The sequence below is a fragment of the Microbacterium sp. CR_7 genome (assembly GCF_041954755.1).
Lineage (GTDB): Bacteria > Actinomycetota > Actinomycetes > Actinomycetales > Microbacteriaceae > Microbacterium.
The window spans coordinates 51,130-77,011 of record NZ_JAVAYF010000006.1; the positions used below are offsets into that span (position 1 = coordinate 51,130).

Annotated in this window: 24 protein-coding genes and 2 tRNA genes; 6 read left to right on the forward strand and 20 right to left on the reverse strand. The window is 69.1% G+C overall.

Going from position 1 to position 25,882, the window contains the following annotated elements; all coding sequences use genetic code 11:
- Positions 1 to 224: 224 nt before the first annotated feature.
- The gene (locus RAC81_RS14070; RefSeq protein WP_375082947.1) at positions 225 to 875 is read left to right on the forward strand and encodes a pentapeptide repeat-containing protein; all 651 of its coding nucleotides are present in this window, start codon (positions 225 to 227) and stop codon (positions 873 to 875) included.
- Here RAC81_RS14070 and RAC81_RS14075 read toward each other — a convergent pair.
- From RAC81_RS14075 to RAC81_RS14090, 4 genes are read right to left on the reverse strand one after another with little or no spacing between them, the layout of a single operon-like run.
- Positions 865 to 2,373, reverse strand: coding sequence for a dipeptide ABC transporter ATP-binding protein (locus tag RAC81_RS14075; RefSeq protein WP_375082948.1), 1,509 nt, complete (start codon positions 2,371 to 2,373; stop codon positions 865 to 867). The two genes, RAC81_RS14070 and RAC81_RS14075, sit on opposite strands and share 11 nt — an antisense overlap.
- Complete coding sequence (locus tag RAC81_RS14080) at positions 2,370 to 3,182, reverse strand: ABC transporter permease (RefSeq protein WP_375082949.1); 813 nt, start codon at positions 3,180 to 3,182, stop codon at positions 2,370 to 2,372. The genes RAC81_RS14075 and RAC81_RS14080 overlap by 4 nt, the downstream gene beginning before the upstream one ends.
- On the reverse strand, positions 3,179 to 4,147 hold the full coding sequence (locus tag RAC81_RS14085) for an ABC transporter permease (RefSeq protein WP_375082950.1): 969 nt from the start codon (positions 4,145 to 4,147) through the stop codon (positions 3,179 to 3,181). Before RAC81_RS14085 ends, RAC81_RS14080 begins: the two co-directional genes overlap by 4 nt.
- A gap of 33 nt (positions 4,148 to 4,180) precedes the next feature.
- Complete coding sequence (locus RAC81_RS14090) at positions 4,181 to 5,791, reverse strand: ABC transporter substrate-binding protein (RefSeq protein ID WP_375082951.1); 1,611 nt, start codon at positions 5,789 to 5,791, stop codon at positions 4,181 to 4,183.
- A 169-nt stretch (positions 5,792 to 5,960) separates the two neighbouring features.
- On the opposite strand from RAC81_RS14090, the gene valS reads away from it, so the two are divergent.
- Positions 5,961 to 8,567, forward strand: a complete 2,607-nt coding sequence (gene valS, locus RAC81_RS14095; protein WP_375082952.1) for a valine--tRNA ligase — start codon at positions 5,961 to 5,963, stop codon at positions 8,565 to 8,567.
- Complete coding sequence (locus RAC81_RS14100; RefSeq protein WP_375082953.1) at positions 8,567 to 8,782, forward strand: hypothetical protein; 216 nt, start codon at positions 8,567 to 8,569, stop codon at positions 8,780 to 8,782. The genes valS and RAC81_RS14100 overlap by 1 nt, the downstream gene beginning before the upstream one ends.
- A gap of 52 nt (positions 8,783 to 8,834) precedes the next feature.
- On the opposite strand, the gene RAC81_RS14105 is transcribed toward RAC81_RS14100, so the two are convergent.
- From RAC81_RS14105 to tdh, 4 genes are all read right to left on the reverse strand, one after another.
- The gene (locus tag RAC81_RS14105; protein ID WP_375082954.1) at positions 8,835 to 9,053 is read right to left on the reverse strand and encodes a hypothetical protein; all 219 of its coding nucleotides are present in this window, start codon (positions 9,051 to 9,053) and stop codon (positions 8,835 to 8,837) included.
- Complete coding sequence (locus tag RAC81_RS14110) at positions 9,050 to 9,646, reverse strand: ArsR/SmtB family transcription factor (RefSeq protein ID WP_375082955.1); 597 nt, start codon at positions 9,644 to 9,646, stop codon at positions 9,050 to 9,052. The genes RAC81_RS14105 and RAC81_RS14110 overlap by 4 nt, the downstream gene beginning before the upstream one ends.
- A gap of 68 nt (positions 9,647 to 9,714) precedes the next feature.
- Positions 9,715 to 10,893, reverse strand: coding sequence for a glycine C-acetyltransferase (locus RAC81_RS14115; RefSeq protein WP_375082956.1), 1,179 nt, complete (start codon positions 10,891 to 10,893; stop codon positions 9,715 to 9,717).
- Positions 10,893 to 11,936, reverse strand: a complete 1,044-nt coding sequence (gene tdh / locus RAC81_RS14120; protein WP_375082957.1) for an L-threonine 3-dehydrogenase — start codon at positions 11,934 to 11,936, stop codon at positions 10,893 to 10,895. Before tdh ends, RAC81_RS14115 begins: the two co-directional genes overlap by 1 nt.
- Positions 11,937 to 12,017: 81 nt before the next feature.
- Between tdh and RAC81_RS14125 the strand changes: the two genes are divergently transcribed.
- Both RAC81_RS14125 and RAC81_RS14130 read left to right on the forward strand, forming a co-directional pair.
- Positions 12,018 to 12,920 carry a LysR family transcriptional regulator gene (locus RAC81_RS14125; RefSeq protein ID WP_375082958.1) on the forward strand — a complete coding sequence of 301 codons (903 nt, stop codon included), beginning with the start codon at positions 12,018 to 12,020 and terminating at the stop codon, positions 12,918 to 12,920.
- Positions 12,917 to 14,965 (forward strand): M3 family metallopeptidase, encoded by a 2,049-nt coding sequence (locus RAC81_RS14130; protein WP_375082959.1) that lies wholly within the window; start codon positions 12,917 to 12,919, stop codon positions 14,963 to 14,965. Before RAC81_RS14125 ends, RAC81_RS14130 begins: the two co-directional genes overlap by 4 nt.
- A gap of 10 nt (positions 14,966 to 14,975) precedes the next feature.
- Here RAC81_RS14130 and RAC81_RS14135 read toward each other — a convergent pair whose 3' ends face one another.
- From RAC81_RS14135 to RAC81_RS14190, 12 genes are all read right to left on the reverse strand, one after another.
- Positions 14,976 to 15,680, reverse strand: a complete 705-nt coding sequence (locus tag RAC81_RS14135) for a Type 1 glutamine amidotransferase-like domain-containing protein (protein ID WP_375082960.1) — start codon at positions 15,678 to 15,680, stop codon at positions 14,976 to 14,978.
- Between the two features lie 17 nt (positions 15,681 to 15,697).
- A complete protein-coding gene (locus tag RAC81_RS14140) occupies positions 15,698 to 16,249 on the reverse strand; it encodes an NUDIX hydrolase (RefSeq protein WP_375082961.1) in 552 nt (183 codons plus the stop codon).
- 2 nt (positions 16,250 to 16,251) lie between these two features.
- The gene (clpX, locus tag RAC81_RS14145; protein WP_375082962.1) at positions 16,252 to 17,520 is read right to left on the reverse strand and encodes an ATP-dependent Clp protease ATP-binding subunit ClpX; all 1,269 of its coding nucleotides are present in this window, start codon (positions 17,518 to 17,520) and stop codon (positions 16,252 to 16,254) included.
- A gap of 243 nt (positions 17,521 to 17,763) precedes the next feature.
- On the reverse strand, positions 17,764 to 18,615 hold the full coding sequence (locus RAC81_RS14150; protein WP_375082963.1) for an aldehyde dehydrogenase family protein: 852 nt from the start codon (positions 18,613 to 18,615) through the stop codon (positions 17,764 to 17,766).
- Positions 18,612 to 20,054: an aldehyde dehydrogenase family protein gene (locus RAC81_RS14155; RefSeq protein WP_375082964.1), complete on the reverse strand. Its 1,443-nt coding sequence runs from the start codon at positions 20,052 to 20,054 to the stop codon at positions 18,612 to 18,614. The genes RAC81_RS14150 and RAC81_RS14155 overlap by 4 nt, the downstream gene beginning before the upstream one ends.
- A gap of 9 nt (positions 20,055 to 20,063) precedes the next feature.
- A complete protein-coding gene (gene deoC / locus RAC81_RS14160) occupies positions 20,064 to 21,065 on the reverse strand; it encodes a deoxyribose-phosphate aldolase (RefSeq protein WP_375082965.1) in 1,002 nt (333 codons plus the stop codon).
- Positions 21,062 to 21,997, reverse strand: a complete 936-nt coding sequence (locus RAC81_RS14165; RefSeq protein WP_375082966.1) for a sugar-binding transcriptional regulator — start codon at positions 21,995 to 21,997, stop codon at positions 21,062 to 21,064. The genes deoC and RAC81_RS14165 overlap by 4 nt, the downstream gene beginning before the upstream one ends.
- A 153-nt stretch (positions 21,998 to 22,150) precedes the next feature.
- Positions 22,151 to 22,792 carry an ATP-dependent Clp protease proteolytic subunit gene (locus RAC81_RS14170; RefSeq protein ID WP_096715614.1) on the reverse strand — a complete coding sequence of 214 codons (642 nt, stop codon included), beginning with the start codon at positions 22,790 to 22,792 and terminating at the stop codon, positions 22,151 to 22,153.
- 19 nt (positions 22,793 to 22,811) lie between these two features.
- Positions 22,812 to 23,402, reverse strand: a complete 591-nt coding sequence (locus tag RAC81_RS14175) for an ATP-dependent Clp protease proteolytic subunit (RefSeq protein WP_096715615.1) — start codon at positions 23,400 to 23,402, stop codon at positions 22,812 to 22,814.
- Between the two features lie 81 nt (positions 23,403 to 23,483).
- Positions 23,484 to 23,978 (reverse strand): tetratricopeptide repeat protein, encoded by a 495-nt coding sequence (locus RAC81_RS14180; RefSeq protein WP_375082967.1) that lies wholly within the window; start codon positions 23,976 to 23,978, stop codon positions 23,484 to 23,486.
- A gap of 83 nt (positions 23,979 to 24,061) precedes the next feature.
- The gene (gene tig / locus RAC81_RS14185) at positions 24,062 to 25,531 is read right to left on the reverse strand and encodes a trigger factor (RefSeq protein ID WP_375082968.1); all 1,470 of its coding nucleotides are present in this window, start codon (positions 25,529 to 25,531) and stop codon (positions 24,062 to 24,064) included.
- Positions 25,532 to 25,594: 63 nt separating this feature from the next.
- Positions 25,595 to 25,668 (reverse strand) — tRNA-Pro (locus RAC81_RS14190).
- Positions 25,669 to 25,789: 121 nt separating this feature from the next.
- Between RAC81_RS14190 and RAC81_RS14195 the strand changes: the two genes are divergently transcribed.
- Positions 25,790 to 25,860: transfer RNA gene (locus tag RAC81_RS14195), tRNA-Gly, on the forward strand.
- Positions 25,861 to 25,882 lie beyond the last annotated feature (22 nt).

Sequence of the window (25,882 nt, forward strand, 5' to 3'; positions counted from 1 at the left end):
GTCTGGAGGCGTGCAGCTACCGCCGACGTACGCGATTCCCGTATCCGGGGAGAGACCGCAACGGTATGGGACCTGTGCAGGAAGACTCCCCGCGCATGCTCGCGCGGCCGAATGCGTTTCGCTCGGCCCGACTCTCCGAATGCGGCCGAGGGAAGGTGAAATCACCGAGGGAGGATCTGCCCTCGCGACACGGCAAGGTCGGCACCCCGGCCTACGCTCGACGCATGGCTCGCGCATCCGACACCCTCGTGGCCCCTCGCGTCTCCCCTCCCGACCTCCCGCCGCGGCTCGACGACGCCCGGCCGGCTCGCGGGGCCGACCTGTTCACGGCACGGCTCGACCTCGACGGCACGGTCGACCTCGCGCACTCCTCGCTCGAGCAGTGCACGATCAGCGCGGATGCCGACAGCATCGACCTCTCGGGAGCGACCCTCATCGACGTGGCGATGACCGACGCGCGGGTCGCCTCGCTGCGGCTGCGAGACGCGGACCTCCGCCGGGTCCGGATCCACGGCGGCCGCCTCGGCACGCTCGACCTCAGCGGAGCGCGCATCGACGAACTCGAACTGCGCGGCGTCCGGATCGACTATCTGAACCTCGGCGGGGCGAAGGCCACCGACGTCGAGATCGCCGAGTGCGGCATCCGCACCCTCGACGTGCCCCAGGCCGAGCTCACGCGCGTCCGGTTCTCCGAGACGCGCAGCGACGAGGTCGACCCACGAGGTCTTCGCGCGACGCACGTCGACCTTCGCGGGCTCGACGCGGGTGCCTTCCTCGACGCCAACAGTCTGCGCGGCACGACGCTGTCGTCGTTCCAGGTGCAGCAGCTCGCCCCGGTCCTAGCGGCGAGCATCGGCATCCGCGTCATCGACTGACCGGGCCGCCCGCCTCCAGCAGCTCCTTCGTGAACGGATGCTGCGGCGCAGCGAACACCGACCGCACCGTTCCCTGCTCGACGATCGCCCCGTGCTGCATGACGATGACGTCATCGGCCACGGCGCCGACCACATCGAGGTCGTGCGACACGAGGATCATGGTGAGGTCGCGCTCGCGCTGCAGTCGCAGCAGCAGGCGCAGGACGCGCTCTCGCACCGACGGGTCGAGCGCGGAGACGGGTTCGTCGAGGACGAGCACCTGCGGGTCGGCGGCGAGCGCGCGGGCGATGGCAGCGCGTTGACGCTGCCCGCCGGACAGGGCGTGCGGTCGGCGGCGCGCGAGGCTCGGGTCGAGGTCGACCTCGTGCAGGAGCTCCTCCACCCGGCGCGCACGCGCGGCGCGAGGAACCCCGCCCGCGGCCAGCGCCTCCCGCAGCGAGCGTCCGATCGTCCACCGGGGGTCGAACGCGCCGAGCGGGTTCTGGTGAACGAGCTGCACCCGGCGGGGTGTCGACCACTCCAGGGAACCCTCATCGGGACGCTCGATGCCGACGATCATGCGGGCGAGGGTCGTCTTGCCCGATCCCGACTCGCCGACCACGCCGAGCGTGCGCGCTTCGGGCACCGCGAACGAAGCATCGTCGACCGCGACCACGCCCCCGAACGCCTTCGAGAGCCCGCTGGCGACGAGCACGGGAGATGCGGGAGCCACAGCGCCCATCCGCGGTTCGTGAATCGTCGCGGCGATCAACCGGCGCGTGTACTCGTGCTGCGGGTCGTCCAAGACCTCGGCCACGGGGCCCGACTCCACGACCTCTCCTCCGCGCATGACCAGAACCCGGTCGGCGACCCGGCGCACGGCGGCGAAGTCGTGGCTGATGAAGACGACGGCGGTGCCTGCATCCGTGATGTCGCGCAGCAGACCGAGTATCCTCGCCTGCACCGTGGCGTCGAGCGCCGTGGTCGGTTCGTCGGCCACGAGCACCGCGGGGTCGGCGGCGAGCGCGGAGGCGATCAGAGCGCGCTGCCTCAGCCCGCCGGAGAGCTCGTGCGGGTACTGGCGCGCGCGGCGCTCGGCGTCGGGCATCCACACCCGCTGCAACAGCTCGCGCACGCGGTCCCCCGCCCTTTCCCGACCACCTGCGAGGCCGTGCAGGTGCAGCGGCTCCGCGACGGCATTCCCGATCCGCTGCAGCGGGTCGAGTGACACCAGGGCGTCCTGCGACACGAGGGCGATGCGTCTGCCGCGCAGATCCCGCCAGCGTCGTTCACTCAGTGCCCGGGCGTCGGTGCCGTCGATCGTCAGCGCCTCCACGCGCACGCGCGCGTCCGCGGGAGTGAGCCCCAGCAGCGCACGAGCCGTGAGGGACTTTCCCGCCCCGGACTCCCCGACGATGGCGACGCACTCCCCCGCCTCGACGTGCAGCGAGATCCCGTCGACGACGGGCTGGTCGCCGAAGTCGATGCGGAGTCCCTTCACATCCAGCGCGGCGGTCATGTCGTCCGGCCTTCCGCCCGTGCGCGCAGTACCCGCCCGACGATCGTCGCGGCGACCACCGTCACGGTGATGGCGATCCCGGGGAACACCGCGATCCACCACGCCTGCCCGAGCACGTTGCGCCCGCCGGCGAGCATGAGACCCCACTCGGGCGTCGGTTCGGACGGCCCGAGTCCCAGGAAGCTCAGCCCGGCCGCCGCGAGGATGCTGGATCCGATGCCGATCGTGGCGAGCACGCTCAGCGATCCCAGGACGCCCGGCGCGACGTGACGCACGAACGCCCGAACCGGCGTGACCCCGAGGATGCGTGCGGCCTCGACGTGCTCCATCCCGCGCAGCACGCGCGTCTGCACACGGGCGAGACGGATGTACACGGGCACCGCGGCAAGGGTCACCGCGATGGCGATGTTGACCGCGCCGGGTCCGAGCACGGCGATGACGACGAGCGCGACGAGGAACTCCGGGAACGCCATGAGCACGTCGTTCACACGCATGAGACCCGCGTCGACGGCTCGCGGTGCCACACCGGCGAGCGCTCCGACGACGAGTCCGGCGACGAGCGCGATCGCCGTCGCGAGCAGACCGATGCCGATCGAGCGTCCCGCCCCGAACACCACCCGGGAGTAGACGTCGCGGCCGCTCTGGTCCGTGCCGAACAGATGCTCGGCGCTGGGCGCCTGGAGCGCCGCGCGCACATCGGTCTGCAGCGGGTCGTGCGTCGACAGGAGCCAGGGGAACAGCGCGGCGAACGCCAGCACCGCGAGCACGGCGACCGCGCACCACAGCAGCACGGCCTGCGCACGCCTCACCGGAGCACCGCCGCCGACGTGCGCCGGGTGGGACGCGAGTGACCCGTACGCAGCCGCGGGTCGATGAGCGGGTGCAGCAGCTCGACGACGAGGTTCACCACGACGAACACGACAGCGCTGAGCAGGATGATGCCGGTGATCACGGGCAGGTCGCGGTTGCTGATCGCCGCGAGAGTGACGCGGCCCAGCCCCGACCGCGCGAACACGGTCTCGACGAGCACCGCACCGCCGAGCACGGAACCCGTGAGGTAGGCGGCGAGCGTGATCGCGCCGGCCGCTCCGTGGCGAAGTCCGTGCCGCACGGTGAACCAGCCGGCACTGGCACCCCGCGCGCGGACGGTCTCGGCGAACGGCATCCGCTCCGCCTGGGTGAGCCCGTCGCGGAGGACCTGGCTGAGCAGCGCCGCGACCGGGAGAGCCAGCGTGACCGCTGGCAGCACGATCGTCGCCGGGTTTCGCGCACCGGAGACGGGGAACCATCCGAGCCCGAAGGCGAACACGCTCAGCAGCACGAGGCCGAGCCAGAACACGGGGGACGACAGGATGACGAGCTCGACGCCGGCGGCGACCGAACGCCCCACCCGGCCGCGCACGAGCAACGTGACGGCGAGCGCCAGGATCACCGCGATGAGCAGCGCCAGCGCCGACAGTTGCAGCGTGGCGCCGAGCTGACGCCCGATGACCTCGGTCACCGGCATCCGCAACTGGTACGACTCCCCGAGGTCGCCTCTGGCGAGCTGGCCGATGAAGGAGAGGTATTGCTCGAACGGGGGACGGTCGAGTCCGAGTTCCGCGCGGATGCCGTCCTTCACGGCCTCGCTCACCTGGGCCTGCGGTCCGAGCATGACCGACACCGGATCCCCGGGGATCACTCGGAACGCGAGGAACGCGAGCGTGGCCGCTCCCCAGAGCACCACCACGACGGATGCCGCGAGTCCCGCGATCCGGAAGAGCGCAGCCTTCACGTTCCGCTCCGATCGCTCAGCGACCGATCCCGGTCAGTCGACGCTCACATCGTAGAACAGGGGCCGCCCGTACAGGTCGTACTGCAGGCCGCTGACCCGATCGCCGACCGCGGTGATCGCCGACGGCACGTACAGCGGCACGATCGCCTGGTGGGTCGCGTTCCACTCCTGCAGCTGCACGTACAGCGCGTCGCGCTGGCCCTGGTCGCTGGTGGCGACGGCCTGCTCGAGCAGCCCGTCGACCTCGGGGTCGGAGACCTGCGAGGCGTTCTGGAACCCGTCGGTGTGCAGGTGGTTGCGCAGCAGGTCGGGGTCGACACCCGAGAAACCCCAGTCGGTCAGGTCGAACGTCTTCGGTCCGTACTGCTCGTTGTACGCACCGGGCTCGAGGACCTCGCGGACGACATCGATGCCGATCGCCTTCAGGTCCGACTGGATCGCGTTGGCGAGCGCAGCGCGGTCGTCGGGCACGGGCGTGTAGGCGATCCAGCGCACCGAGAGCGGCTGTCCGTCCTTCATGCGGATGCCGTCGGCGTCGCGCTCCGTCCATCCGGCCTCGTCGAGCAGCGCGTTCGCCGCCTCGGGGTCGTACGGCCAGCTGTCCTCCAGCGCGGCGTCGTAGCCCGGCGTGGTCGGGCCGAGGATGCTCCACGCCCGCGGGAACTGGCCGAAGAAGATCTCCTCGACCGCGGCGTCGATGTCGATACCCTTCGCGAAGGCCTGACGCACCTTCTCATCGGCGAAGACTCCGTACTGCTCGTTGAGGTACAGCGAGTAGGGCAGGCCGGGGTACTCGACCGAGTCGACCGTGATGCCGTCGCCGAGATCTCCGGCGAGGTTCGGCGGGATGTTGCTCGCGAGGTCGGCCTCGCCGCTCTGCACCACTCCGGTGCGCACCGACGCCTCGGGCTGGATCTCGACGCGCAGGGTCTCGACCTCGGGTGCCTTCTCGCCGTGCGGACCCCAGGCGTAGTCGTCGTTGCGGGTGTACACGATCTCCTGGTCGGGGGTGTACTCGGTGAGCTCGTAGGGGCCGGTGCCCACCGTGATGCCGGGGCCACCCGCCTTGAGCTGGCCGGCGGACTCCTCGAGCACGGCCGGCGAGTAGAACCCGAGCTGCGGTGTGCTGGCGGCCTGGAGGAACGGGGCGTACGGCTGCGTGAACGACACCTTGACGGTGTGGTCGTCGATGACCTCGGTGCCCTCGTAGAAGTCGGCGCCGAGCATGCTCGCGGCCTGGGCGGACTCCGTCTCGGGGTCGACGATGCGGTCGAAGTTCGCCTTGACCGCTGCGGCGTCGAAGGGCTCGCCGTCGGTGAAGGTCACGTCGTCGCGGAGAGTGAAGGTGTACTCGGTGCTGTCGTCCGACACCTTCCACTCGGTCGCGAGCCAGGGGGTGAACGATCCGTCCTCCTCCTGGAAGACGAGGGAGTCCAGCACGGCGCGCTGCACCATCCCCGACACGTCGAGCTGGCTCACCTGCGGGTCCATGTGCCCGGCCGCCAGGTTCGCGCCCTCGATCGACCACACGAGCTCGGCGCCGGCGGAGTCGGACGAACCGGCGGAGCACGCACTGAGCGCCAGTGCGGAGACGGCGGCGAGCGCCACGACGGGGAGAACGCGACGCGCAGGGTGTGCAGGCATGACTATTCCTCGGAAGAACGGGTCGGGATGAGTCCAGTCTAGGGCGGATTCTTGGACTCGGTCGATGTGGACGTCGGGCTCCTGCACGACCGCGGTCGGTACACTGGAGCCACACCCCACACTCAGGCACGCTCACACAGTGCCGCATACATCGCTCGAGGAGACCTCCATGTCCGAGTCCGCACTCTCTCAGATCCCTGACAAGCCCGTACTCGAAGGCCTCGAAGCGAAGTGGGGCGAAGCGTGGTCCGAGCAGGGCACGTATCTGTTCGACCGCATCCGCGCCGCGCAGTCGGGCCGCGAAGGCGTCTACTCGATCGACACTCCCCCGCCGACCGCGTCGGGCAGCCTCCACATCGGCCACGTGTTCTCGTACACCCACACCGACGTGAAGGCCCGCTACGAGCGCATGCGCGGCAAGACCGTGTTCTACCCGATGGGCTGGGATGACAACGGCCTCCCCACCGAGCGCCGCGTGCAGAACTACTACGGCGTGCGCTGCGACCCGTCGCTCCCGTACGACGCGGACTTCACTCCCCCGTTCGAGGGCGGCGACAACAAGTCGAGCCGCGCCGCCGATCAGGTGCCGATCAGCCGCCGCAACTTCATCGAGCTGTGCGAGCGCCTGACCGTCGAGGACGAGAAGCAGTTCGAAGCGCTGTTCCGTCAGCTCGGTCTCAGCGTCGACTGGACCCAGACGTACCGCACCATCTCCGACGACACGATCCGTCAGAGCCAGCTCGCGTTCCTCCGCAACCTCGAGCGTGGCGAGGCCTATCAGTCCCTCGCGCCCACGCTGTGGGACATCGACTTCCGCTCCGCGATCGCGCAGGCGGAGCTCGAGGACCGCGACCAGCAGGCCGCGTACCACACGATCGATTTCCCCTTCGCCGACGGCTCGGGCTCGATCACGATCGAGACCACCCGCCCCGAGCTGCTCCCCGCGTGCATCGCGATCGTGACGCACCCGGAGGGTCCGCACAAGCACCTGATCGGCACGAAGGTGCGCACTCCGTTCTTCGGCGCCGAGATCGAGATCCACGGCCACCACCTCGCCCAGCCCGACAAGGGCACGGGTGCCGCGATGGTCTGCACCTTCGGCGACGTGACCGACATCATCTGGTGGCGCGAGCTGCGCACCGCCGACGGTCGCGACCTGCCCAACATGACGACGATCGGCCTCGACGGACGCTTCCTCCCGACCGCCCCGTCGATCGTGACGAACGCGGAGGCGGCCGACTGGTACGCCGCCGAGCTCGCCGGCAAGACCGTGTTCTCCGCGCGCAAGGCGATCGTCGAGAAGCTGCAGGAGACCGGCGACATGACCGCCGTCGGCAAGCCCTTCAACCACGCCGTGAAGTTCTTCGAGAAGGGTGATCGCCCGCTCGAGATCGTGTCCACGCGTCAGTGGTACATCCGCAACGGTGCCCGCGACAGCGAACTCCGCGACGAGCTGCTCGCGCACGGCACGGAGCTGTCGTGGCACCCCGACTTCATGCGCGTTCGCTACGAGAACTGGGTCGGCGGCCTCACGGGCGACTGGCTCGTGTCGCGCCAGCGCTTCTTCGGTGTGCCGATTCCGCTCTGGTACGGCCTCGACGAGAACGGCGAGCGCGACTACGACCGTGTGCTCACACCCGATCACGCATCGCTGCCGATCGACCCCACCACCGATGTGCCCGCGGGCTACTCGGAGGACCAGCGCGGAGTGCCGGGCGGATTCGACGCCGAGGCCGACATCCTCGACACGTGGGCGACGTCGTCCCTGACGCCCCAGCTCGCCGGAGGATGGCAGCGCGACGAGGAGCTGTGGCAGCTCACCTCGCCGTTCGACCTGCGCCCGCAGGGGCAGGACATCATCCGCACCTGGCTGTTCTCGACCATGCTGCGCTCGACCCTCGAAGACGGGCGCTCGCCGTGGCGCAACGCGGCGATCTCGGGCTTCATCGTCGACCCCGACCGCAAGAAGATGTCGAAGTCCAAGGGCAACGTGGTGACCCCGGCCGACATCCTCGACGCCCACGGTTCGGATGCCGTGCGCTACTGGGCCGCGTCGAGCCGCCTGGGCATGGACGCGGCGTTCGACCCGCAGAACCCGACGCAGGTGAAGATCGGCCGCCGGCTGGCGATCAAGGTGCTCAACGCCGCGAAGTTCGTGCTCTCGTTCCCCGTGCCGGAGGGCGCGCAGGTGACGCACGCCCTGGACGCGTCGATGCTCACGGCGCTCGACGCCGTCGTCGTCGAGGCGACGAAGGCGTTCGAGAACTACGACCAGGCCAAGGCGCTCGAGGTCACCGAGGCGTTCTTCTGGACTTTCTGCGACGACTACCTCGAGCTCGTCAAGGAGCGCGCCTACAACCAGGCCGACGTGGGTCAGGCCTCTGCGGCGCTGGCGCTGCGCCTCGCCCTGTCGACCCTGCTGCGTCTGCTGGCGCCGGTCATCTCCTTCGCGACCGAAGAGGTCTGGTCGTGGTTCGAGGAGGGATCCGTGCACACGGCCGCGTGGCCGGAGCCGCTGCGCATCGCCGGCGACACCGCGGTGCTCTCCGCGGCGAGCGAGGCTCTGATCGGCATCCGCCGGGCGAAGACCGAGGCGAAGGCCTCGCAGAAGACCCCTGTCTCGCGGGCCGAGATCGCGGCACCCGCGGCGAAGCTGGAGGCGCTGCGCGCCGCGGCCGACGACCTGCGCGCCGTCGGACGCATCGCGGAACTCGAGTTCACCGAGGCACCGGAGTTCGCCGTCACGATCGAGCTCGCCCCGGCTGAGGAGGCATGATGCAGCTGGGCACCCGCTGGTCGACCGGGGCGGAGCCGCCGGCGTCCGTGCCGTCCGCGCTCCGCCCCGCGATCGCCGAGGTGGAGTCCAAGGGACTCGCCGGTCACTGGACGCTCACCTGGCTCGAGGGCCGGGCGATCGCCGAGCTCGATGCCGGCTGGGAGGTCGTCCAGACGGCATCCGGCGACGTCGTCGCCCGCCCGTTCGAGGACTGACCCCGGGGGGCGAGCGAGCGGAGCGAGACGAACGCGCCAGGCTCCGCTCGACTCACCTCCCGGGTACGCCCATCTGCGCGAGCAGATGCTCGACGGCCCGGGGATCCTGGCGACGCGCCTGCTGCTCGCGCAAAAGGTCGAGTGCGATCTCTCGGCGCTCGGCACGCGCCGCGATGCGGTGTTCGACGAACGTCTCGAGGTGCCGGGCGAGGGTGAGGATGCGGCGTTCGACGCGGGTCGGCGCCGTCAGGTGCAGGGTTGCGCTGGTCATGATTCCTCCGTGCGTGCGGCGGTAGGCAGGTCGAACAGCTCCGTGCGAAGTGTCACCCGGCGCACGTCCGGTCCGGTCTGGCCCTGATAGCGGTCGACGACGCGATCCACGACCTCGCTCAGTTCGGCTTTGAGCTCGGCCATCTGCTCGGCAGTCAGGTCGAGGTAGGTCGTCATGACGATGCCGGCATCGCGCCACTCCTCGGGGATCTCCGCCTCGGAGCGGTTGAGATAGGCCATGAGGGTCTCGTGACGCAGCCGGAAGAACTCCGAGGTGACGATCTGCGCCGATGCGCGGTTCGACGGGGTCATGGTGTCGTCGGGACCGGGGAGGTCGATCCGGCCCTTCGGGCGCTCCCACCATCGTTCCCTGGCGGTCCCCCGACCTTCGACCTCACGGATCAGGTCATGCGCGGCGAGGGCTCGCAGGTGGTAGCTCATGGAGCCCGAGGTCTCCCCGACGAGCGCGGCGAGCGTGCTGGCGGTCTGCGGACCGCGCTCGCTCAGGAGATCGAAGATGCGCACCCGGAGTGGATGCGCGAGCGCCTTGAGCGCGCCGGCATCCAGGCTGCGGGACTCTTTTGTGTCGGCCATGCATGCAAAGATACTCTTGCAAAGCTTTCTTTGCAAGCGTTTCTTTGCAAAACGATCTTTGCGGGTGATCAGCTCACGGCAGCACGCGCAGCGACGAAGGCCGAGACGCATCGCTCGACCTGCTCGGCGGTGTGGGCAGCCGACAGCTGCACGCGGATTCGCGCGAGCCCGCGCGGCACCACGGGGAAGCTGAACGCCGTGACGTACACGCCCTGTCGCTGCATCTCGGCGGCGATGCGCGCGGTGAGTGCGGCGTCGCCGAACATCACCGGGACGATGGGGTGCTCCCCCGGCAGGAGGTCGAAACCTTCCTCCGTCATCCGTTCGCGGAAGAGGGCCGCGTTCTCCCGCAGCCAGGCGCGGAGATCGGCCGATCCCTCGACGAGGTCGAGAGCCGTGAGCGTACCGGCGACGATCGACGGCGCGAGCGTGTTCGAGAACAGGTACGGGCGCGAACGCTGGCGCAGCAGCGCGACGACGTCGGCGTGCGAGGCCACGTAGCCGCCGGACGCTCCGCCGAGAGCCTTGCCGAACGTGCCGGTGTAGATGTCGACTCGGTCCGCGACCCCGCACAGCTCGGGCGTGCCTCGACCGTTCTCCCCCACGAAGCCGACCGCGTGGGAATCGTCGACGAAGACGAGCGCGTCGTACCGCTCCGCGAGGTCGCAGATCTCGGCGAGCGGTGCGATGTACCCGTCCATCGAGAACACGCCGTCCGTGACGATGACACGGAAGCGAGCGTCGGATGCAGCCCGCAGCTGCTCCTCGAGGTCGGCCATGTCGCGGTTGCGATAGCGCAGACGGCGCGCCTTCGACAGCCGGATGCCGTCGATGATCGACGCGTGATTCAACTCGTCCGAGATGATCGCGTCCTCGGCGGAGAACAGGGTCTCGAAGACCCCGCCGTTGGCGTCGAAGCAGGACGAGTAGAGGATCGCGTCGTCCGTGCCGAGGAAGCCCGCCAGCCGACGCTCGAGCTCGAGGTGCTGCTCCTGGGTCCCGCAGATGAAGCGCACGCTCGCGAGACCATACCCCCACTCGTCGAGCGCCGACTTCGCGGCATCCAGGATCCGCGGGTCGTCGGCGAGACCGAGGTAGTTGTTGGCGCAGAAGTTGAGGACCTCTTCGCCGTCAGCCGTGATCTCGGCCCGCTGCGGACCACGGATCCCGCGTTCGCGCTTGGTAAGGCCTGCCTCGTCGATCGCGGCGAGCTCCGCCGCCACATGCTTACCGAATGCCCCGTACATCACAACTCCGTCCAGTCGAGGATGATCTTTCCCGTGCCGGCCGACTCCGCCGCCGCGAAACCGCGCTCCCAGTCTCTCGCCGGCAGCACATCGGCGATGACGCGGCCGATCGACTCGCGTAGCGTCGCGCTCGTCTGCAGCATCGCGCCCATGGCGTTCCATGTCTCGAACATCTCGCGGCCGTAGATGCCCTTGATCGTGAGCATGTGGGTGACGAGCTTGCCCCAGTCGATGCCGAACCCGTCGCTGGGCAGGCCCAGCATGGCGATGCGGCCGCCGTGGTTCATGTTGTCGATCATGGCGGGAAGAGCCGAAGGCGCCCCGCTCATCTCGAAGCCGATGTCGAATCCCTCGCGCATGCCGAGAGTGTGCTGGGCGTCGCGGATGTCGCGCTGCGAGACGTCGACGACCTGGTCCGCGCCCATGAGGGTCGCCATCTCGAGTCGTGGCGCACTCACATCGGTGGCCGTGACGAACCGTGCTCCGGCGTGCCGGGCGACCGCGATCGCCATGAGGCCGATCGGGCCGCATCCGGTGACCAGCACGTCCTCGCCGACCAACGGATAGGTCAGAGCCGTGTGCACGGCATTGCCGAGCGGATCGAAGATCGCGCCGAGCTCGGGCGTGACGTCGGCGTGGTGCACCCACACGTTCGTCGCGGGGAGCGCCAGGTACTCGGCGAACGCTCCATCGCGCTGCAGCCCGAGGCCGATCGTGCGGATGCACATCTGCCGTCGACCCGCCCGACAGTTGCGACAGGTACCGCAGACGATGTGCCCCTCGCCCGAGACGCGATCGCCCACCGCGATGTCGTGCACGAGCGGCCCGACCTCGACGACCTCTCCGTAGAACTCGTGACCGGGGATCAAGGGTGCGTCGATCGCCGAGGCGGCCCAGTCGTCCCAGCGGCGGATGTGCAGGTCGGTGCCGCAGATGCCGGTGCGGAGCACCCGAATGACCACCTCGTCGGGCGCGGCGACGGGATCCGGTCTGTCGACGAGTTCCAGGCCGGCGGCGCGTTCACCCTTGAACAGAGCTCTCATGGTTCGATGACATCGCACAGGATCGTTTAGAACAAGACGCGCCTTCTGCATCGTCGCTGTAGTGATCGCTAAGCTTTCGTTATGGAGATCCACCAGCTGCAGATCCTGCGCGAGCTCGGCGCCCTGGGCAGCGTGGCAGCCGTCGCCGATGCGCTGTCGGTGACACCCTCCGCCGTCTCGCAGCATCTCGCTGCCCTGCAGCGCGGCTTCCGCACTCCCCTCACCCGGAAGGACGGCCGGCGCCTCACGCTCACGTCCGCCGGGCAGGTGCTCGCTGCCGCGGGTGCCGAGGCGATCGATGCGATCGCCTCGGCCCGCCACGCCGTCGACGACTTCGAGAGCGATCACACCGGGGTGGTCACGGTGAGCGGATTCCACAGCGTCGGACAGGCCCTCTTCGGCGAACTCGTTCGAGAGCTCGGCGACGACGCTCCCACGGTCGAGCTCACCGACGAGGACGTCGCGCAGAGCGAGTTCCCCGCCCTGACGGCTCGCTACGACCTGGTGCTGGCGCATCGGATGGAGCACTCCACACCGTGGCCGACGCAGGGCATGCGCAGCATGACGCTCGTGAAGGAGCCCCTCGACGTCGCGGTCGCAGCAGCGCACCCACTCGCCCACCGCACGCGCGTCTCACCGCTCGACGTGGTCGACGGTCCGTGGGTGACCAGTCGGGCCGGGTACTCCCCCGACGACGTCCTCGCGGCGGTGGCGGCCGTTGCCGGCCGCCCGGTCGAGATCCGGCACCGCATCAACGACTACGGCGCCGTGGCCGCGGTCATCGCCGCAGGAGGGGTCATCGGGATGCTGCCGCGCTACACCTCACGGACCGTCGACGACCGCGAGATCGCGAGGCTGCCGCTGCGCGGAGTCTCGACGCATCGCCTCATCGACGTGCTCGCTCGACCGGAGAACCTGCGCCGCCGATCCGTGCGTCTGGTCGTCGAGGCCCTCGAGCGCGCGATGGCTAGGCTCAGAGGATGACCGAGGCCACGAACCCGCTGCTGCAGCCGTCGACACTCCCCTACGGACTCCCCGACTACGCCCGCATCCGCCCCGAGCACTACCTTCCGGCGTTCCGTGCGGCCTTCGAGGAGCACCGCCGAGAGATCTCCCGCATCACGATGGTGCGCTCGATGCCGACGTTCGAGAACACCGTCGAGGCGCTCGAACGCTCGGGCGAGCTGCTCGACCGGGTCTCGCACGCGTTCTACACCGTGAGCTCGGCCGACGCGACACCCGAGATCCAGGCCGTCGACGAGCAGCTGGCTCCGCTGATGGCCGCGCATCACGACGCCGTGACGCTCGACGGTGCGCTCTACTGGCGCGTGCAGCAAATCCACGCGCAGCTCGACGACCTCGACCTCGACGCGGAGCAGCGGTACCTCGTGGAACGCCACCACCGCGAGATGACGCACGCCGGTGCGGCGCTCGACGACGAGGCGAAGGCACGACTCACGCTCCTCAACCAGCAGCTCTCGACGCTCAGCAACACCTTCGAGCGGAACCTGCTGAACGACACCAACGACCTGGCCGTCGTGTTCGAGACCGCGGACGAGCTCGCGGGACTGGGAGCCGGCGAGCTCTCGGCCGCCGCGCGTTCCGCCGCGGAGCGCGGACTCGACGGGTACCTCGTGTCGCTCCCCCTCTTCACGGGGCACCCGTACCTGGCGCAGCTGCAGAACCGCGAGTCGCGTCGGCGGATCATGGAGGCATCCCGCAGCAGGGCGTCGCGCGGCAACGCGAACGACAACCGACCCGTGCTCATCGAGATCGCCCGGCTGCGCGCGGAGAGGGCGGCGCTGCTCGGCTACGCATCGCACGCGGCCTACGTCACGGCAGACGAGACCGCGGGCACACCCGAGGCCGTCGAGCGGATGCTGCGCGAGCTCGCCGCACCGTCGGCGCGTAACGCGGCCGTCGAACGGGCCGCTCTGCAGCAGATCGTCGACGAGACCGAGCCCGATCCCTTCCCCGTCGAGGCGCATGACTGGGGTTTCTACACGGAGAAGGCGCGCGCGGCGCGCTACGACATCGACACGGCGGCTCTTCGGCCGTGGTTCGAGGCCGAGCGGGTGCTGCACGACGGCGTGTTCTTCGCCGCGACGCAGCTGTACGGCGTGACGTTCGCGGAACGCGCCGACCTGGTGGCGTACCACCCGGGCGCCCGGGTGTTCGAGGTACGCAACGAGGACGGCTCCGAGCTCGGGCTGTACGTCCTCGACCTGTACACGCGCGACTCGAAGCGGGGCGGCGCATGGATGAACCCGATCGTGAGCCAGTCACGACTCCGCGGCACGCGTCCGGTCGTCGTCAACAATCTCAACGTCCCGCAGCCGGCGGACGGCGAGCCGACGCTGCTCACGCTCGACGAGGTCACCACGCTCTTCCACGAGTTCGGTCACGCGCTGCACGGCCTGTTCGCGGTCGTCACCTACCCGCATTTCGCCGGAACCAACGTGTTCCGCGACTTCGTGGAGTTCCCCAGCCAGGTGAACGAGATGTGGATCCTGTGGCCGGAAGTGCTCGACAACTACGCCCGTCATCACGTCACGGGAGAACCCCTGGATGCCGCGGTCGTCGAGCGTCTGCGCTCCGCCGAGACGTTCGATCAGGGGCACGCCACGAGCGAGTACCTCGCCGCCGCGTGGCTCGACCAGGCCTGGCATCGCATCGGTCCCGACGAGAGAGTGACCGACGCGGCGGCGCTCGAGGCATCCGCCCTGTCCGACATCGGCCTCGATGACCCCGCCGTCCCCACCCGGTACTCGTCCGCGTACTTCGCGCACGTGTTCTCCGGCGGATACAGCGCCGGGTACTACTCGTACATCTGGAGCGAGGTGCTCGACGCCGACACGGTCGAGTGGTTCCGCGAGAACGGGGGGCTGACCCGCGCGAACGGTGACCGTTTCCGCGCGCGCCTGCTCGGCGTCGGCGGGTCGAAGGATCCCCTGGCGGCCTACCGCGACTTCCGCGGGAGGGATGCCGAGATCGCACCGCTGCTGAAGCGCCGGGGGTTGACGCCCTGAGCCGCCTGGGTCAGCCCAGCGTTCGCACTTCGATGGGGTCCTCGATCACGCCGTCGCCCCCGCGGTGGACACGGAACGCCGTGCGCCCCGCCCGCTCGGCCACGGCATCGGTCAGCATTCCATCGCGGAACACGAGCGCGGTGAAGTCGTCGGCGGCGTATCCATCCGCGAGGTCCCCGCTTCGCACCCAGTCGAGGTACTGATCCCGCCGACCCGGTTCTCCGAGATAGTGCGGGCAGGCGCTGCCCTCGATGAACCCCAGCCCGTCGCGCAGCGGAGCGAGCGGTCCGAACGAGTCGGTCGAGCTCTGTCCGAACCAGCAGTTCATCCCCGCGCTGATGCCGGCGAGGACGGTGCCCGCCGCCGCCGCCTCGCGGAGGATGGCGGGGAGCCCGTGCAGACGCCAGACGGCGAGCAGGTTCGCGGTCGACCCACCGCCGACGTACACGACGTCCTGATCCAGCAGGACCCGCGGATCGCGATACCCGTGCGGCGGGGTGGCGAACAACGAGAGCACCGAGGTCTCAGCACGACCGGCGAACGCGTCGGCGAAGCGGCGGCTGTAGTCGGACGAGTCCCCGCTGGCTGTCGGCACGAAGCACACCCGTGGCCGGTCCACCCCGGTCAGATCCAGGAGGTGGTCGTCGAGAGCGGAGCGTCCGTCATCCGACATCGAGAATCCGCCACCCCCGAGCGCGACGACGGTTCCGAGCACTGAAGATCCCCGGGTCGTCATCGTCCGGCCGCCGGCGTCTCCCGGGCGATCCAGTCTCTGGCCTTGAACCAGGTCAGCTGGTGGTAGCTCTGGCGCAGCTGCTCCCCCAGCGTTTCCATCGGCAGGATCTGCACCGTGATCGTCTCGTTTTCGTCGGGCTCCGGCTCGCCGACGACACGGCATCCGAGGGCGAGGAAGTGGTGGACTCGGTTCGTCTGGTTTCCGAAGTTCGCCCAGGTCGCTCCGAGGTCGACGATCTCGGACGAGGCGTAGCCGGTCTCCTCGCGCAGCTCCCGCGCGGCTGCTGCAGCCGGGGTCTCTCCGACCGCGACCCCGCCGCCGATCGTGCCCAGTGCGATCACCCCGCCGCCGTGACGGTACTCGTCGACGACGATCGCACGGCCGTCGCGGTCGAGCGCCAGGACGGACACCCAGTCGGGATACTCGAGCACGTAGTACGGCGCGATCGACCGACCGCCACTCGCACGGCAGTCATCGGCCCGGAGGTGGATCCATTCGTCCTCGACGAGCACACGCCGGGAGAGGACCTCCCACGGCTCCGGCCGCACGATCAGGCGCTCTTGCGCTTGCGCTCCATCACGATGGTGGGCGGCGCGCCTTCTTCGACGGCCGCGCGGGTGACGATGACCTTGGCGACGTCTTCTGCCGACGGGATCTCGAACATGATCGGCCCGAGCACGTCTTCGAGGATGGCTCGCAGACCGCGGGCGCCGGTCTTCCGCTCGACTGCGAGGTCGGCGATCGACCGGAGCGCCTCGTCCTCGAACTCCAGCTCGACGCCGTCGAGTTCGAACATGCGCTGGTACTGCTTGACGAGGGCGTTGCGCGGTCCGGTGAGGATGTCGATCAGGGCATCCTGGTCGAGCGGCGACACGTTCGTCACGACGGGAAGCCGGCCGATGAACTCGGGGATCAGGCCGAACTTGTGCAGGTCCTCCGGGAGCACCTCGCTGAACAGGTCGAGATCCTTGCCCTTGTCGTGCAGCGGAGCGCCGAAGCCGATGCCGTGCTTGCCGACGCGCGCCGAGACGATGTCTTCGAGTCCGGCGAACGCTCCCGCGACGATGAAGAGGACGTTCGAGGTGTCGATCTGCAGGAACTCCTGGTGCGGGTGCTTGCGGCCGCCCTGCGGCGGGACCGACGCGACCGTTCCCTCGATGATCTTGAGGAGCGCCTGCTGCACGCCCTCACCCGAGACGTCGCGCGTGATCGACGGGTTCTCGGCTTTGCGGGCGATCTTGTCGACCTCGTCGATGTAGATGATGCCCTGCTCGGCGCGCTTGACGTCGTAGTCGGCGGCCTGGATGAGCTTGAGGAGGATGTTCTCGACGTCTTCGCCGACGTAACCCGCCTCGGTGAGTGCGGTGGCATCGGCGACCGCGAACGGCACGTTCAGTCGCTTGGCGAGCGTCTGTGCCAGGTAGGTCTTGCCGCAGCCCGTCGGGCCGATGAGCAGGATGTTGCTCTTGGCGATCTCCACGCTCTCGGCCTTCTGCTCGGCCGGCTGCAGCGTGCCGTGCGCGCGGATGCGCTTGTAGTGGTTGTAGACCGCGACGGCCAGCGCCTTCTTGGCGGGCTCCTGCCCGACGACGTACTCCTCCAGGAAGGAGAAGATCTCGCGAGGCTTGGGCAGCTCGAAGTCGGCCGTGCCCTCGGCGGACGACTCCGCCATGCGCTCCTCGATGATCTCGTTGCACAGCTCCACGCATTCGTCGCAGATGTACACACCGGGGCCAGCGATGAGCTGCTGCACCTGCTTTTGGCTCTTTCCGCAGAACGAGCACTTGAACAGGTCAGCGCTTTCACCGATACGGGCCATGCGCGTCCTCCTCGAGGGATCCAGAGATCGTCTACTGAGCCTAACCGGTGCATCCGACACAGGGACGCATTGGCGCGGACCGCGGCTCCGCGAGTTGGCTACCCCGCCACTCGGCGCAGACCGCAGCAGGAACCCGTGGCACGACGCCCCCGCTGAGCGCCGAAGCCCCTGCTTGTTCACGTGAACGAGCAGGGGCCTCGTAGTCAGGCAGGGGCGGCGGTGGATGCGGCGCAAAGAGCGGCGTCAGACCATGCTCTTCGTGTGCCAGACCGTCTTCACCTCGGTGAACGCGGCGATCCGCTCGGGGGAGGCGGTGACAGCACCGGGCGCCAGGACGCGCTTCAGCGTCTCGGCGGCGGCGATCTGCATGTCGACCCAGTCGAGGTCGCCGGCTCCGGCGAGATCGAGCGCGTTCACGTCCTGGTGCGAGGCGAGCCACGGGGCGATCTCCGCGGGGGATCCTGTGAGCACGTTCACGACTCCCCCCGGCACGTCGCTCGTCGCGAGCACCTCTGCCAGGCTGATCGCAGAGAGCGGATGCCGTTCGCTGGCGACCACGACGACCGTGTTCCCGGCGACCAGCGCCGGGGCGACGACCGACACGAGCCCGAGCAGCGCGGAGTCCTGCGGTGCGACGATCGCGACGACACCCGTGGGCTCGGGCACCGAGATGTTGAAGTACGGACCGGACACCGGATTCGCGTTGCCGGCGACCTGCGCGTACTTGTCGCACCAGCCCGCGTACCAGACCCACAGGTCGATCGCCTCGTCGACCTGGGCGGATGCCGCCGACGACGACACGCCCTCCTGCGCCGAGATCTCGTCGATGAACTGCGCGCGGCGGCCCTCGAGCACCTCGGCGACACGGTAGAGCACCTGGCCGCGGTTGTACGCGGTCGCGCCCGACCAGCCCTTGACCGCCGCACGGGCTGCGACGACGGCATCCCTCGCGTCCTTCCGCGAGCCCTTCGCCGCGTTCGCGAGGAAGGCGCCCTTGGCCGAGAGCACCTCGTAGGTGCGTCCGGACTCGCTTCGGGGGAACGCGCCGCCGATGGCGAGCTTGTACGTCTTCGGAACACTGAGTCGCTTGCTCATGCTGCGGCCCCCTTCAGGTACGCGGTGAGACCCTGGCGTCCGCCTTCGCGGCCGTAGCCGGACTCCTTGTAGCCGCCGAACGGGCTCGACGGGTCGAATCGGTTGAACGTGTTGGCCCAGACGACGCCCGCCCGCAGACGGTCGGCGACCGCGAGGATGCGGGAGCCCTTGTCCGACCAGATGCCCGCCGACAGGCCGTACGGGGTGTTGTTCGCCTTCGCGATCGCCTCTGCCGGAGTGCGGAACGTGAGCACCGACAGCACAGGGCCGAAGACCTCGTCGCGGGCGATCCGGTGCGACGCCTCGACGCCCGTGAAGATCGTCGGGGCGAACCAGAACCCCTTCTCCGGGATGGCGCAGTCCGCGGTCCAGCGCTCCGCGCCCTCCGCCTCGCCGATGTCGCTGAGTTCGCGGATGCGGGCGAGCTGAGCGGCCGAGTTGATCGCGCCGATGTCAGTGTTCTTGTCGAGCGGGTCGCCGAGACGCAGCGTCGACAGGCGGTTCTTGAGCCGGTCGATCACCTCGTCATGGATCGACTCCTGCACGAGCAGCCGGCTACCCGCGCAGCACACGTGCCCCTGGTTGAAGAAGATGCCGTTGACGATCCCCTCGACGGCCTGGTCGATGGGCGCGTCGTCGAACACGATGTTCGCGGCCTTGCCGCCGAGCTCCAGTGTCAGCTTCTTGTTCGTGCCGGCGACGGCGCGCGCGATGTCGCGCCCCACCCCCGTCGAGCCCGTGAACGCGACCTTGTCGACGTCGGGGTGGCGCACGAGCGCAGCGCCGGTGGCCCCCGCGCCGGTCACGATGTTCACGACACCGGCGGGGAGGTCCGCCTGCTGCAGGATCTCGGCGAAGATCAGCGCCGTGAGCGGCGTCGTCTCCGCGGGCTTCAGCACGACGGTGTTGCCGGCCGCGAGGGCGGGCGCGAGCTTCCACGCGAGCATGAGCAGCGGGAAGTTCCAGGGGATGACCTGACCGGCCACGCCGAGCGCGCGCGGGTTCGCGCCGAGGCCCGCGTAGTCGAGCTTGTCGGCCCACCCGGCGTAGTAGAAGAACCAGGAGGCGACCAGCGGCACGTCGACGTCGCGGCTCTCCTTGATGGGCTTGCCGTTGTCGAGGCTCTCCGCGACGGCGAGCTCGCGGGCGCGCTCCTGCACGAGGCGCGCGATGCGGAAGAGGTACTTGCCGCGGTCGCGTCCGCTCATGCGCGACCACGTCTTGTCGTAGGCACGGCGAGCGGCGGCGACCGCACGGTCGATGTCCTCGTCCGTGCCCGAGGCGATCTCGGCGATGCGGGACTCGTCGGCGGGAGAGATCGTGGTGAAGCTCGCGCCGGAGCCGTCGACGAACTCGCCGTCGATGAACAGGCCGTAGCTGTCCTTGAGGTTCAGCACGGCCTTCGACTCCGGTGCCGGAGCGTATTCCAGGAATGACATATCTCGTCCTCAGTCGATCGTGACGTAGTCGGGGCCTGAGTAGTGGCCGGTGGTGAGCTTCTGCCTCTGCAGCAGCACGTCGTTGAGCAGGCTCGACGCACCGAAGCGGAACAGGTGCGGCTGCAGCCACTCCTCCCCCACGGTCTCGGCGACGGTGACCAGGTACTTCACCGCGTCCTTCGACGCACGGATGCCGCCGGCCGGCTTCACGCCGATGCGCTGCCCGGTGCCGCGATACCAGTCGCGCACGGTCTCGAGCATGAGCAGCGTCGTCGGCAGAGTGGCGGCGGGCTGGACCTTGCCGGTCGACGTCTTGATGAAGTCGCCTCCGGCCAGAATGCCGAGCCAGGATGCCCGCTTGATGTTGTCGTAGGTGTTCAGCTCGCCGGTCTCGAGAATGACCTTGAGCGACGCGTACGAGCCGTCGGCACGACGACAGGCTTCCTTGACCTGGGCGATCTGGTCGAACACGAGACCATAGCGGCCCGCGAGGAACGCCCCGCGGTCGATGACCATGTCGATCTCGTCGGCGCCGGCGGCCACGGCCTCGGCGGTGTCGGCCAGCTTGATGGCGAGCGACGACCGGCCGCTCGGGAAGGCGGTCGCGACGGCGGCGACCGAGATGAGGCCGTCGTCGGGGTCGCCGTGCATGACTCCGAGCGCGTCGACAGCATCCGGCACCATGTCGCCGTACACGCACACGGCCGCGACCTTCGGGGTGGTCTGGTCCGCGGCATCCGGGTTCTTGGCCTTGGCGACCAGCGACCGCACCTTGCCCGGAGTGTCCGCACCCTCGAGCGTGGTCAGATCGATCAGCCTGATGATCGTGTCGAGTGCCCACGCCTTCGAGGTCGTCTTTATCGACCGGGTTCCGAGTCCCGCTGCACGCTGTTCGAGCCCGACGGCGTCGACGCCGGGGAGTCCGTGCAGGAAGCGGCGGAGCGTCGCGTCGTCGGGTTCTCCGCCGAGCACGTCCACCGCCGATCTGCGGCTGAGTTCTTGGGTCGTCATCGTTCCTCCAACAATGCTCGTGCTGTGGTCTCGTCTGTCACCAGGACGCTGCACAGGCCGTTGGCCACGACCGTGCGCGCGATGTCGTGCTTGGCCTCGCCCGCGGTGACGAAGATGGCTCGCTCCGCCTCGCGCAGTCGAGCGAGGTCGACGCCGACCGTGCGCGAGTCGAGCTGCGGGTCGACGATATTGCCGTCGGCGTCGATATACCGTCCGAGGAGGTCGCCGACCGCGCCACGGCGCGCGAGCTCCTCGACGTCGGATGCCGTCAGGTAGCCGTTCTCGACGTGGGCGGAGCTGGCGTCGCACGGACCCGCGGTGAAGAGGAATGCCTGCGCCTGCCCCGCCTCCTCGAGCACGGTGGCGACGGTGCGGTCGGCCTCGATGGCCTGCTTGGTCTCGACGCGCTCGAGGATCGCCGGGCTCGGGAGGAGCGAGACATGTCCCGAGGCGCGCTGCGCGATCGTAACGGCGAGCCCGGCGGCACCGCCGGAACGCCGATTGAGGCTGACTCCCCCGTTGAGCTGCACGACCGTGACGCCGGTCGCCCAGCCGTCCGGCAGGGCCTCGGCGACGGCGCGGAGTGTGCGCCCCCAGCTCACACCGAGCGTGCGGGGAACCGGACGCATGGCGCTGAGGTAGTCGGCGGCGGCCTGCGCCACGCGCTCCAGGGTGCCGTCATCGCCGTCGGGCGCCGGGACGACGACGGCCGCGGACAGCCCGTACTGCTCGACGAGCTGCCGCTCGAGTCCGAGCCGACGGGCGCGCGGGTGGATGATCTCGATGCGCACGATGCCGCGCTCGCGCGCCTGGGTGAGCAGGCGTCCGACCTTCCACCGGGAGAGCTTGAGGAGGGCGCCGATCTCGTCCTGCGTCTTGTCCTCGTCGTAGTACAGCTCGGCGACGCGGACCATGGTGAGTTCGTCCTCCACGGCATCCTCCTTCCCTGTCCAGGGTACGTCGGAATCACCGTTCGCGCATCCGCTTGCTCATATGAGCAGAAGTACCGCATCGCTCCGCGCATCCGCCGGAACGACGAGAGGACGCCGGCCCGAAGGCCGACGTCCTCTCGTGGACGACCGGGGTCAGGCGCGCTTGCGCGAGCTGAGGACCTGGTCGACGATGCCGTACTCGTGAGCCTCGGCCGCCGACAGGATCTTGTCGCGGTCGATGTCACGGTTGACCTGCTCGACCGGCTTGCCGGTGTGACGGGCCATGGTCTCCTCGAGCCAGGTGCGCATCCGGAGGATCTCCGCCGCCTGGATCTCGATGTCGGAGGCCTGTCCGTGCCCGGCCTCACCCATGGCCGGCTGGTGCATCAGCACGCGGGCGTTGGGCAGGGCGAGCCGCTTGCCGGGGGCTCCGGCTGCGAGGAGCACGGACGCCGCGGACGCGGCCTGGCCGAGCACGACCGTCTGGATCTGCGGCGCGACGTACTGCATCGTGTCGTAGATCGCGGTCATGGCCGTGAACGAGCCACCGGGCGAGTTGATGTACATCGTGATGTCGCGCTCGGCGTCCTGGCTCTCGAGCACGAGCAGCTGTGCCATGACGTCGTCGGCCGACGCGTCGTCGACCTGCACGCCGAGGAAGATCACGCGGTCTTCGAACAGCTTGTTGTACGGGTCCTGACGCTTGAAGCCGTAGGCGGTGCGCTCCTCGAACTGCGGGAGGACGTAGCGGCTGGAGGGCAGGTCACCGGCGGAGCGGAAGGTGGGTGTGTACATGAAGATTCCTCTCGCTCTCTCAGTTGGCGTCCGTGCCGCCGCCGCCGACGACGTCGGTGGCGGACTCGCGGATGTGGTCGACGAAGCCGTACTCGAGGGCCTCATCTGCGGTGAACCAGCGGTCGCGGTCACCGTCTTCGTTGATCTGCTCGACCGACTTGCCGGTCTGCGCGGCGGTGATCTCGGCCAGGCGGTTCTTCATCGAGACGATGAGCTGGGCCTGGGTCTGGATGTCGCTCGATGTGCCGCCGAAGCCACCGTGCGGCTGGTGCAGCAGCACGCGGGCGTTCGGGGTGATGTAGCGCTTACCCTTGGTGCCGGCGGTCAGCAGGAGCTGACCCATCGACGCAGCCATTCCGATGCCGACCGTGACGATGTCGTTCGGCACGAACTGCATCGTGTCGTAGATCGCCATTCCCGCGGTGATGGAGCCGCCGGGCGAGTTGATGTAGAGGTAGATGTCCTTTTCCGAGTCCTCTGCGGCGAGAAGAAGGATCTTCGCGCAGATCTCGTTGGCGTTCTCGTCACGCACCTCTGATCCCAGCCAGATGATGCGGTCCTTCAACAGCCTGTCGAAGACGCTCGTCGCGAGGAGGGGTTCTGCAGCCATGTCAGCTCCTGATTCCGTGTTTCAGTGATTCGAATCTACCGGCGACAACACGGCGTCCAGGCCGTGTTCGCCGTCGGCATATCAGGTGTCGAGATCCGCGATCTCGTGGGCGTAGGCCGTCATCGACCGGTGGTACCGCGGCAGGTGCGGCACCAGCGCGAGCAGCGCCACAGACAGCCCCGTCGCGGGCTTCCCGGCACTGGCCAGGATGAGCGCATGCACCGTGGCGACCGCGTCCCGGTACGGGCCGTCCGCCGACAGCTCCGCCTCGGCCGTGATGACCTCGAGCGCCTCGTCGTACTGGCCGAGGTTGCGCAGCGAACTCGCGAGCTGGATCACGCACTGCGGACGGTGCTCCTCGTCCAGGCCGAGCTCCAGGGCCCGCCGGTACAGCACGACCGCCTCCGCGGGGCGGCCGGCGGAGTCGCGCGCGCCGGCGCGTTCGAACTCCGCCCTGGCGTCATCGCTCCCCCGCTCCGCGGCGAGAGCGTCGATCCGGGCGATGGTGTCGTCGCCGACCTCCTCGCCGGACGCCTCGGCCCACACCTCGTCGATCCGCTCATCCCAGCTCGTCATGTCTTCTCTTCTCCTCGGAGGGTCGTCTGCTACGAGAAAGGGGCGGATGCCGCAGCATCCGCCCCTTTCGAGATCGTGATCGATCACTCGCCCTTGTCGGCAGCCTTCTTGGCCGGAGCCTTCTTGGCGGCGGGCTTCTTGGCCGGCTTCTCCTCGGCGTCGGCGTCGTCCTTCTTGGCGGCGGCCTTCTTCGCGGGAGCCTTCTTGGCCGGAGCCTTCTTGGCCGGCTTCTCCTCGGCCGGGGCCTCGGTCTCGGCCTCGTCAGCGGCCTCGTCGTCGGTCACGATGAAGTCGGACAGATCGACGGCCTTGCCGTTGGTGTCGACGACCTTCACCTTGCCGAGCGCGATCGCGAGGGCCTTGTTGCGTGCGACCTCGCCGACGAGGGCGGGGAGCTGGTTCGACGACTGCAGCGCCTCGACGAACTCCTGCGGAGCCATGCCGTACTGCGCGGCGGACTGGATGAGGTACTGCGAGAGCTCCTCCTGCGACACCTGCACGTCGGCCTGCTCGGCGATCGTGTCGAGCAGCACCTGCGTGCGGAACTGCTTCTCGCTCGCCTCGGTGACCTCGGCGCGGTGCACGTCGTCTTCGAGGCGACCCTCGCCCTCGAGGTGGTTGTGGACCTCGTCCTCGATGAGCTGCGGCGGCACGGGGATCTCGATCTGCTCGAGCAGGGTCTCGACGAGCTTGTCGCGGGCGGCGGAGCCCTGCGTGAAGACGCCCTGCTGCGAGACGCGCTCGGCGAGGCTCTCGCGAAGCTCGGCGATGGTGTCGAACTCGCTCGCGATCTGCGCGAAGTCGTCGTCGGCCTCGGGAAGCTCGCGCTCCTTGACGGCCTTGACCGAGACGGCGACCTCGGCCTCGGAACCGGCGTGATCGCCGCCGACGAGGGTCGAACGGAACGTGGTGTCCTCACCGGCGGTCAGCGACTCGATCGCGTCGTCGATGCCCTCGAGCAGCTCGCCGGAGCCGACCTCGTACGACACGCCCTCGGCGCGGTCGATCTCGGCGCCGTCGATCGTGGCGACCAGGTCGAGCTCGACGAAGTCGCCCTTCGCGGCGGGGCGGTCGACGGGGACGAGCGTGCCGAAGCGGGCGCGCATGTTCTCGAGCTCGGCGTCGAGCGCGGCGTCATCCGCCTCGACGGCGTCGACGGTCAGCGTGATGCCCGCGTAGTCGGGGAGCTCGATGTCGGGGCGGACGTCCACCTCGACGTCGACGAGCAGATCGCCCGAGAAGTCCTTCTCACTCGGCCACTGCGTGATGTCGGCCGACGGACGACCGACCACGCGGAGCTTGTGCTCGGCGGTCGCCTCGCGGAAGAACCTGTCGAGTCCCTCGTTGACGGCGTGCTCGATGACCGCTCCACGACCGATGCGCTGGTCGATGATCGGGGCGGGAACCTTGCCCTTGCGGAAGCCGGGGATCTGGACGTCCTGCGCGATGTGCTCGTAGGCGTGCGAGATGCTGGGCTTGAGGTCTTCGGGGGTGACCGTGATGCTGAGCTTGACCCGGGTCGGGGTCAGCTTCTCGACGGTGCTGTTCGCCATGCTGGTGTGTTCTCCTTGTGATTTCCGCGCTGAATCGCGGCTGCCAGGCTTTGTCGAGCCGTGTCGGGGCGACAGGAGTTGAACCTGCGACCTCCCGCTCCCAAAGCGGGCGCTCTACCAAACTGAGCTACGCCCCGGGGAATCCGCACGCAGATTCAGCCCCATCGAGTCTAACGGACGGGAGCACCCTCGACCGTCCGCTATGATCGAACAGTCGGTGCAGGTCGCCGATCGGTCCCGGAGCACGACGACGGGTCCGGGGGTGTAGCTCAATGGTAGAGTCTCAGTCTTCCAAACTGATTGCGCGGGTTCGATTCCCGTCACCCCCTCGCTTCGAAGGCCTCCGCAGAG

What these genes read in the sequence shown, in the direction of transcription:
- RAC81_RS14075 (WP_375082948.1), bottom strand. Translation starts at nt 2,373, where the DNA reads ATGACCGCCGCGCTGGATGTGAAGGGACTCCGCATCGACTTCGGCGAC.
- RAC81_RS14070 (WP_375082947.1), top strand. Translation starts at nt 225, where the DNA reads ATGGCTCGCGCATCCGACACCCTCGTGGCCCCTCGCGTCTCCCCTCCC.
- RAC81_RS14110 (WP_375082955.1), bottom strand. Translation starts at nt 9,646, where the DNA reads ATGGCCGACACAAAAGAGTCCCGCAGCCTGGATGCCGGCGCGCTCAAG.
- RAC81_RS14130 (WP_375082959.1), top strand. Translation starts at nt 12,917, where the DNA reads ATGACCGAGGCCACGAACCCGCTGCTGCAGCCGTCGACACTCCCCTAC.
- RAC81_RS14105 (WP_375082954.1), bottom strand. Translation starts at nt 9,053, where the DNA reads ATGACCAGCGCAACCCTGCACCTGACGGCGCCGACCCGCGTCGAACGC.
- RAC81_RS14180 (WP_375082967.1), bottom strand. Translation starts at nt 23,978, where the DNA reads ATGACGAGCTGGGATGAGCGGATCGACGAGGTGTGGGCCGAGGCGTCC.
- clpX (WP_375082962.1), bottom strand. Translation starts at nt 17,520, where the DNA reads ATGGCCCGTATCGGTGAAAGCGCTGACCTGTTCAAGTGCTCGTTCTGC.
- RAC81_RS14115 (WP_375082956.1), bottom strand. Translation starts at nt 10,893, where the DNA reads ATGTACGGGGCATTCGGTAAGCATGTGGCGGCGGAGCTCGCCGCGATC.
- RAC81_RS14125 (WP_375082958.1), top strand. Translation starts at nt 12,018, where the DNA reads ATGGAGATCCACCAGCTGCAGATCCTGCGCGAGCTCGGCGCCCTGGGC.
- RAC81_RS14150 (WP_375082963.1), bottom strand. Translation starts at nt 18,615, where the DNA reads ATGAGCAAGCGACTCAGTGTTCCGAAGACGTACAAGCTCGCCATCGGC.
- RAC81_RS14155 (WP_375082964.1), bottom strand. Translation starts at nt 20,054, where the DNA reads ATGTCATTCCTGGAATACGCTCCGGCACCGGAGTCGAAGGCCGTGCTG.
- RAC81_RS14090 (WP_375082951.1), bottom strand. Translation starts at nt 5,791, where the DNA reads ATGCCTGCACACCCTGCGCGTCGCGTTCTCCCCGTCGTGGCGCTCGCC.
- RAC81_RS14175 (WP_096715615.1), bottom strand. Translation starts at nt 23,402, where the DNA reads ATGGCTGCAGAACCCCTCCTCGCGACGAGCGTCTTCGACAGGCTGTTG.
- tig (WP_375082968.1), bottom strand. Translation starts at nt 25,531, where the DNA reads ATGGCGAACAGCACCGTCGAGAAGCTGACCCCGACCCGGGTCAAGCTC.
- RAC81_RS14100 (WP_375082953.1), top strand. Translation starts at nt 8,567, where the DNA reads ATGCAGCTGGGCACCCGCTGGTCGACCGGGGCGGAGCCGCCGGCGTCC.
- tdh (WP_375082957.1), bottom strand. Translation starts at nt 11,936, where the DNA reads ATGAGAGCTCTGTTCAAGGGTGAACGCGCCGCCGGCCTGGAACTCGTC.
- RAC81_RS14170 (WP_096715614.1), bottom strand. Translation starts at nt 22,792, where the DNA reads ATGTACACACCCACCTTCCGCTCCGCCGGTGACCTGCCCTCCAGCCGC.
- deoC (WP_375082965.1), bottom strand. Translation starts at nt 21,065, where the DNA reads ATGACGACCCAAGAACTCAGCCGCAGATCGGCGGTGGACGTGCTCGGC.
- valS (WP_375082952.1), top strand. Translation starts at nt 5,961, where the DNA reads ATGTCCGAGTCCGCACTCTCTCAGATCCCTGACAAGCCCGTACTCGAA.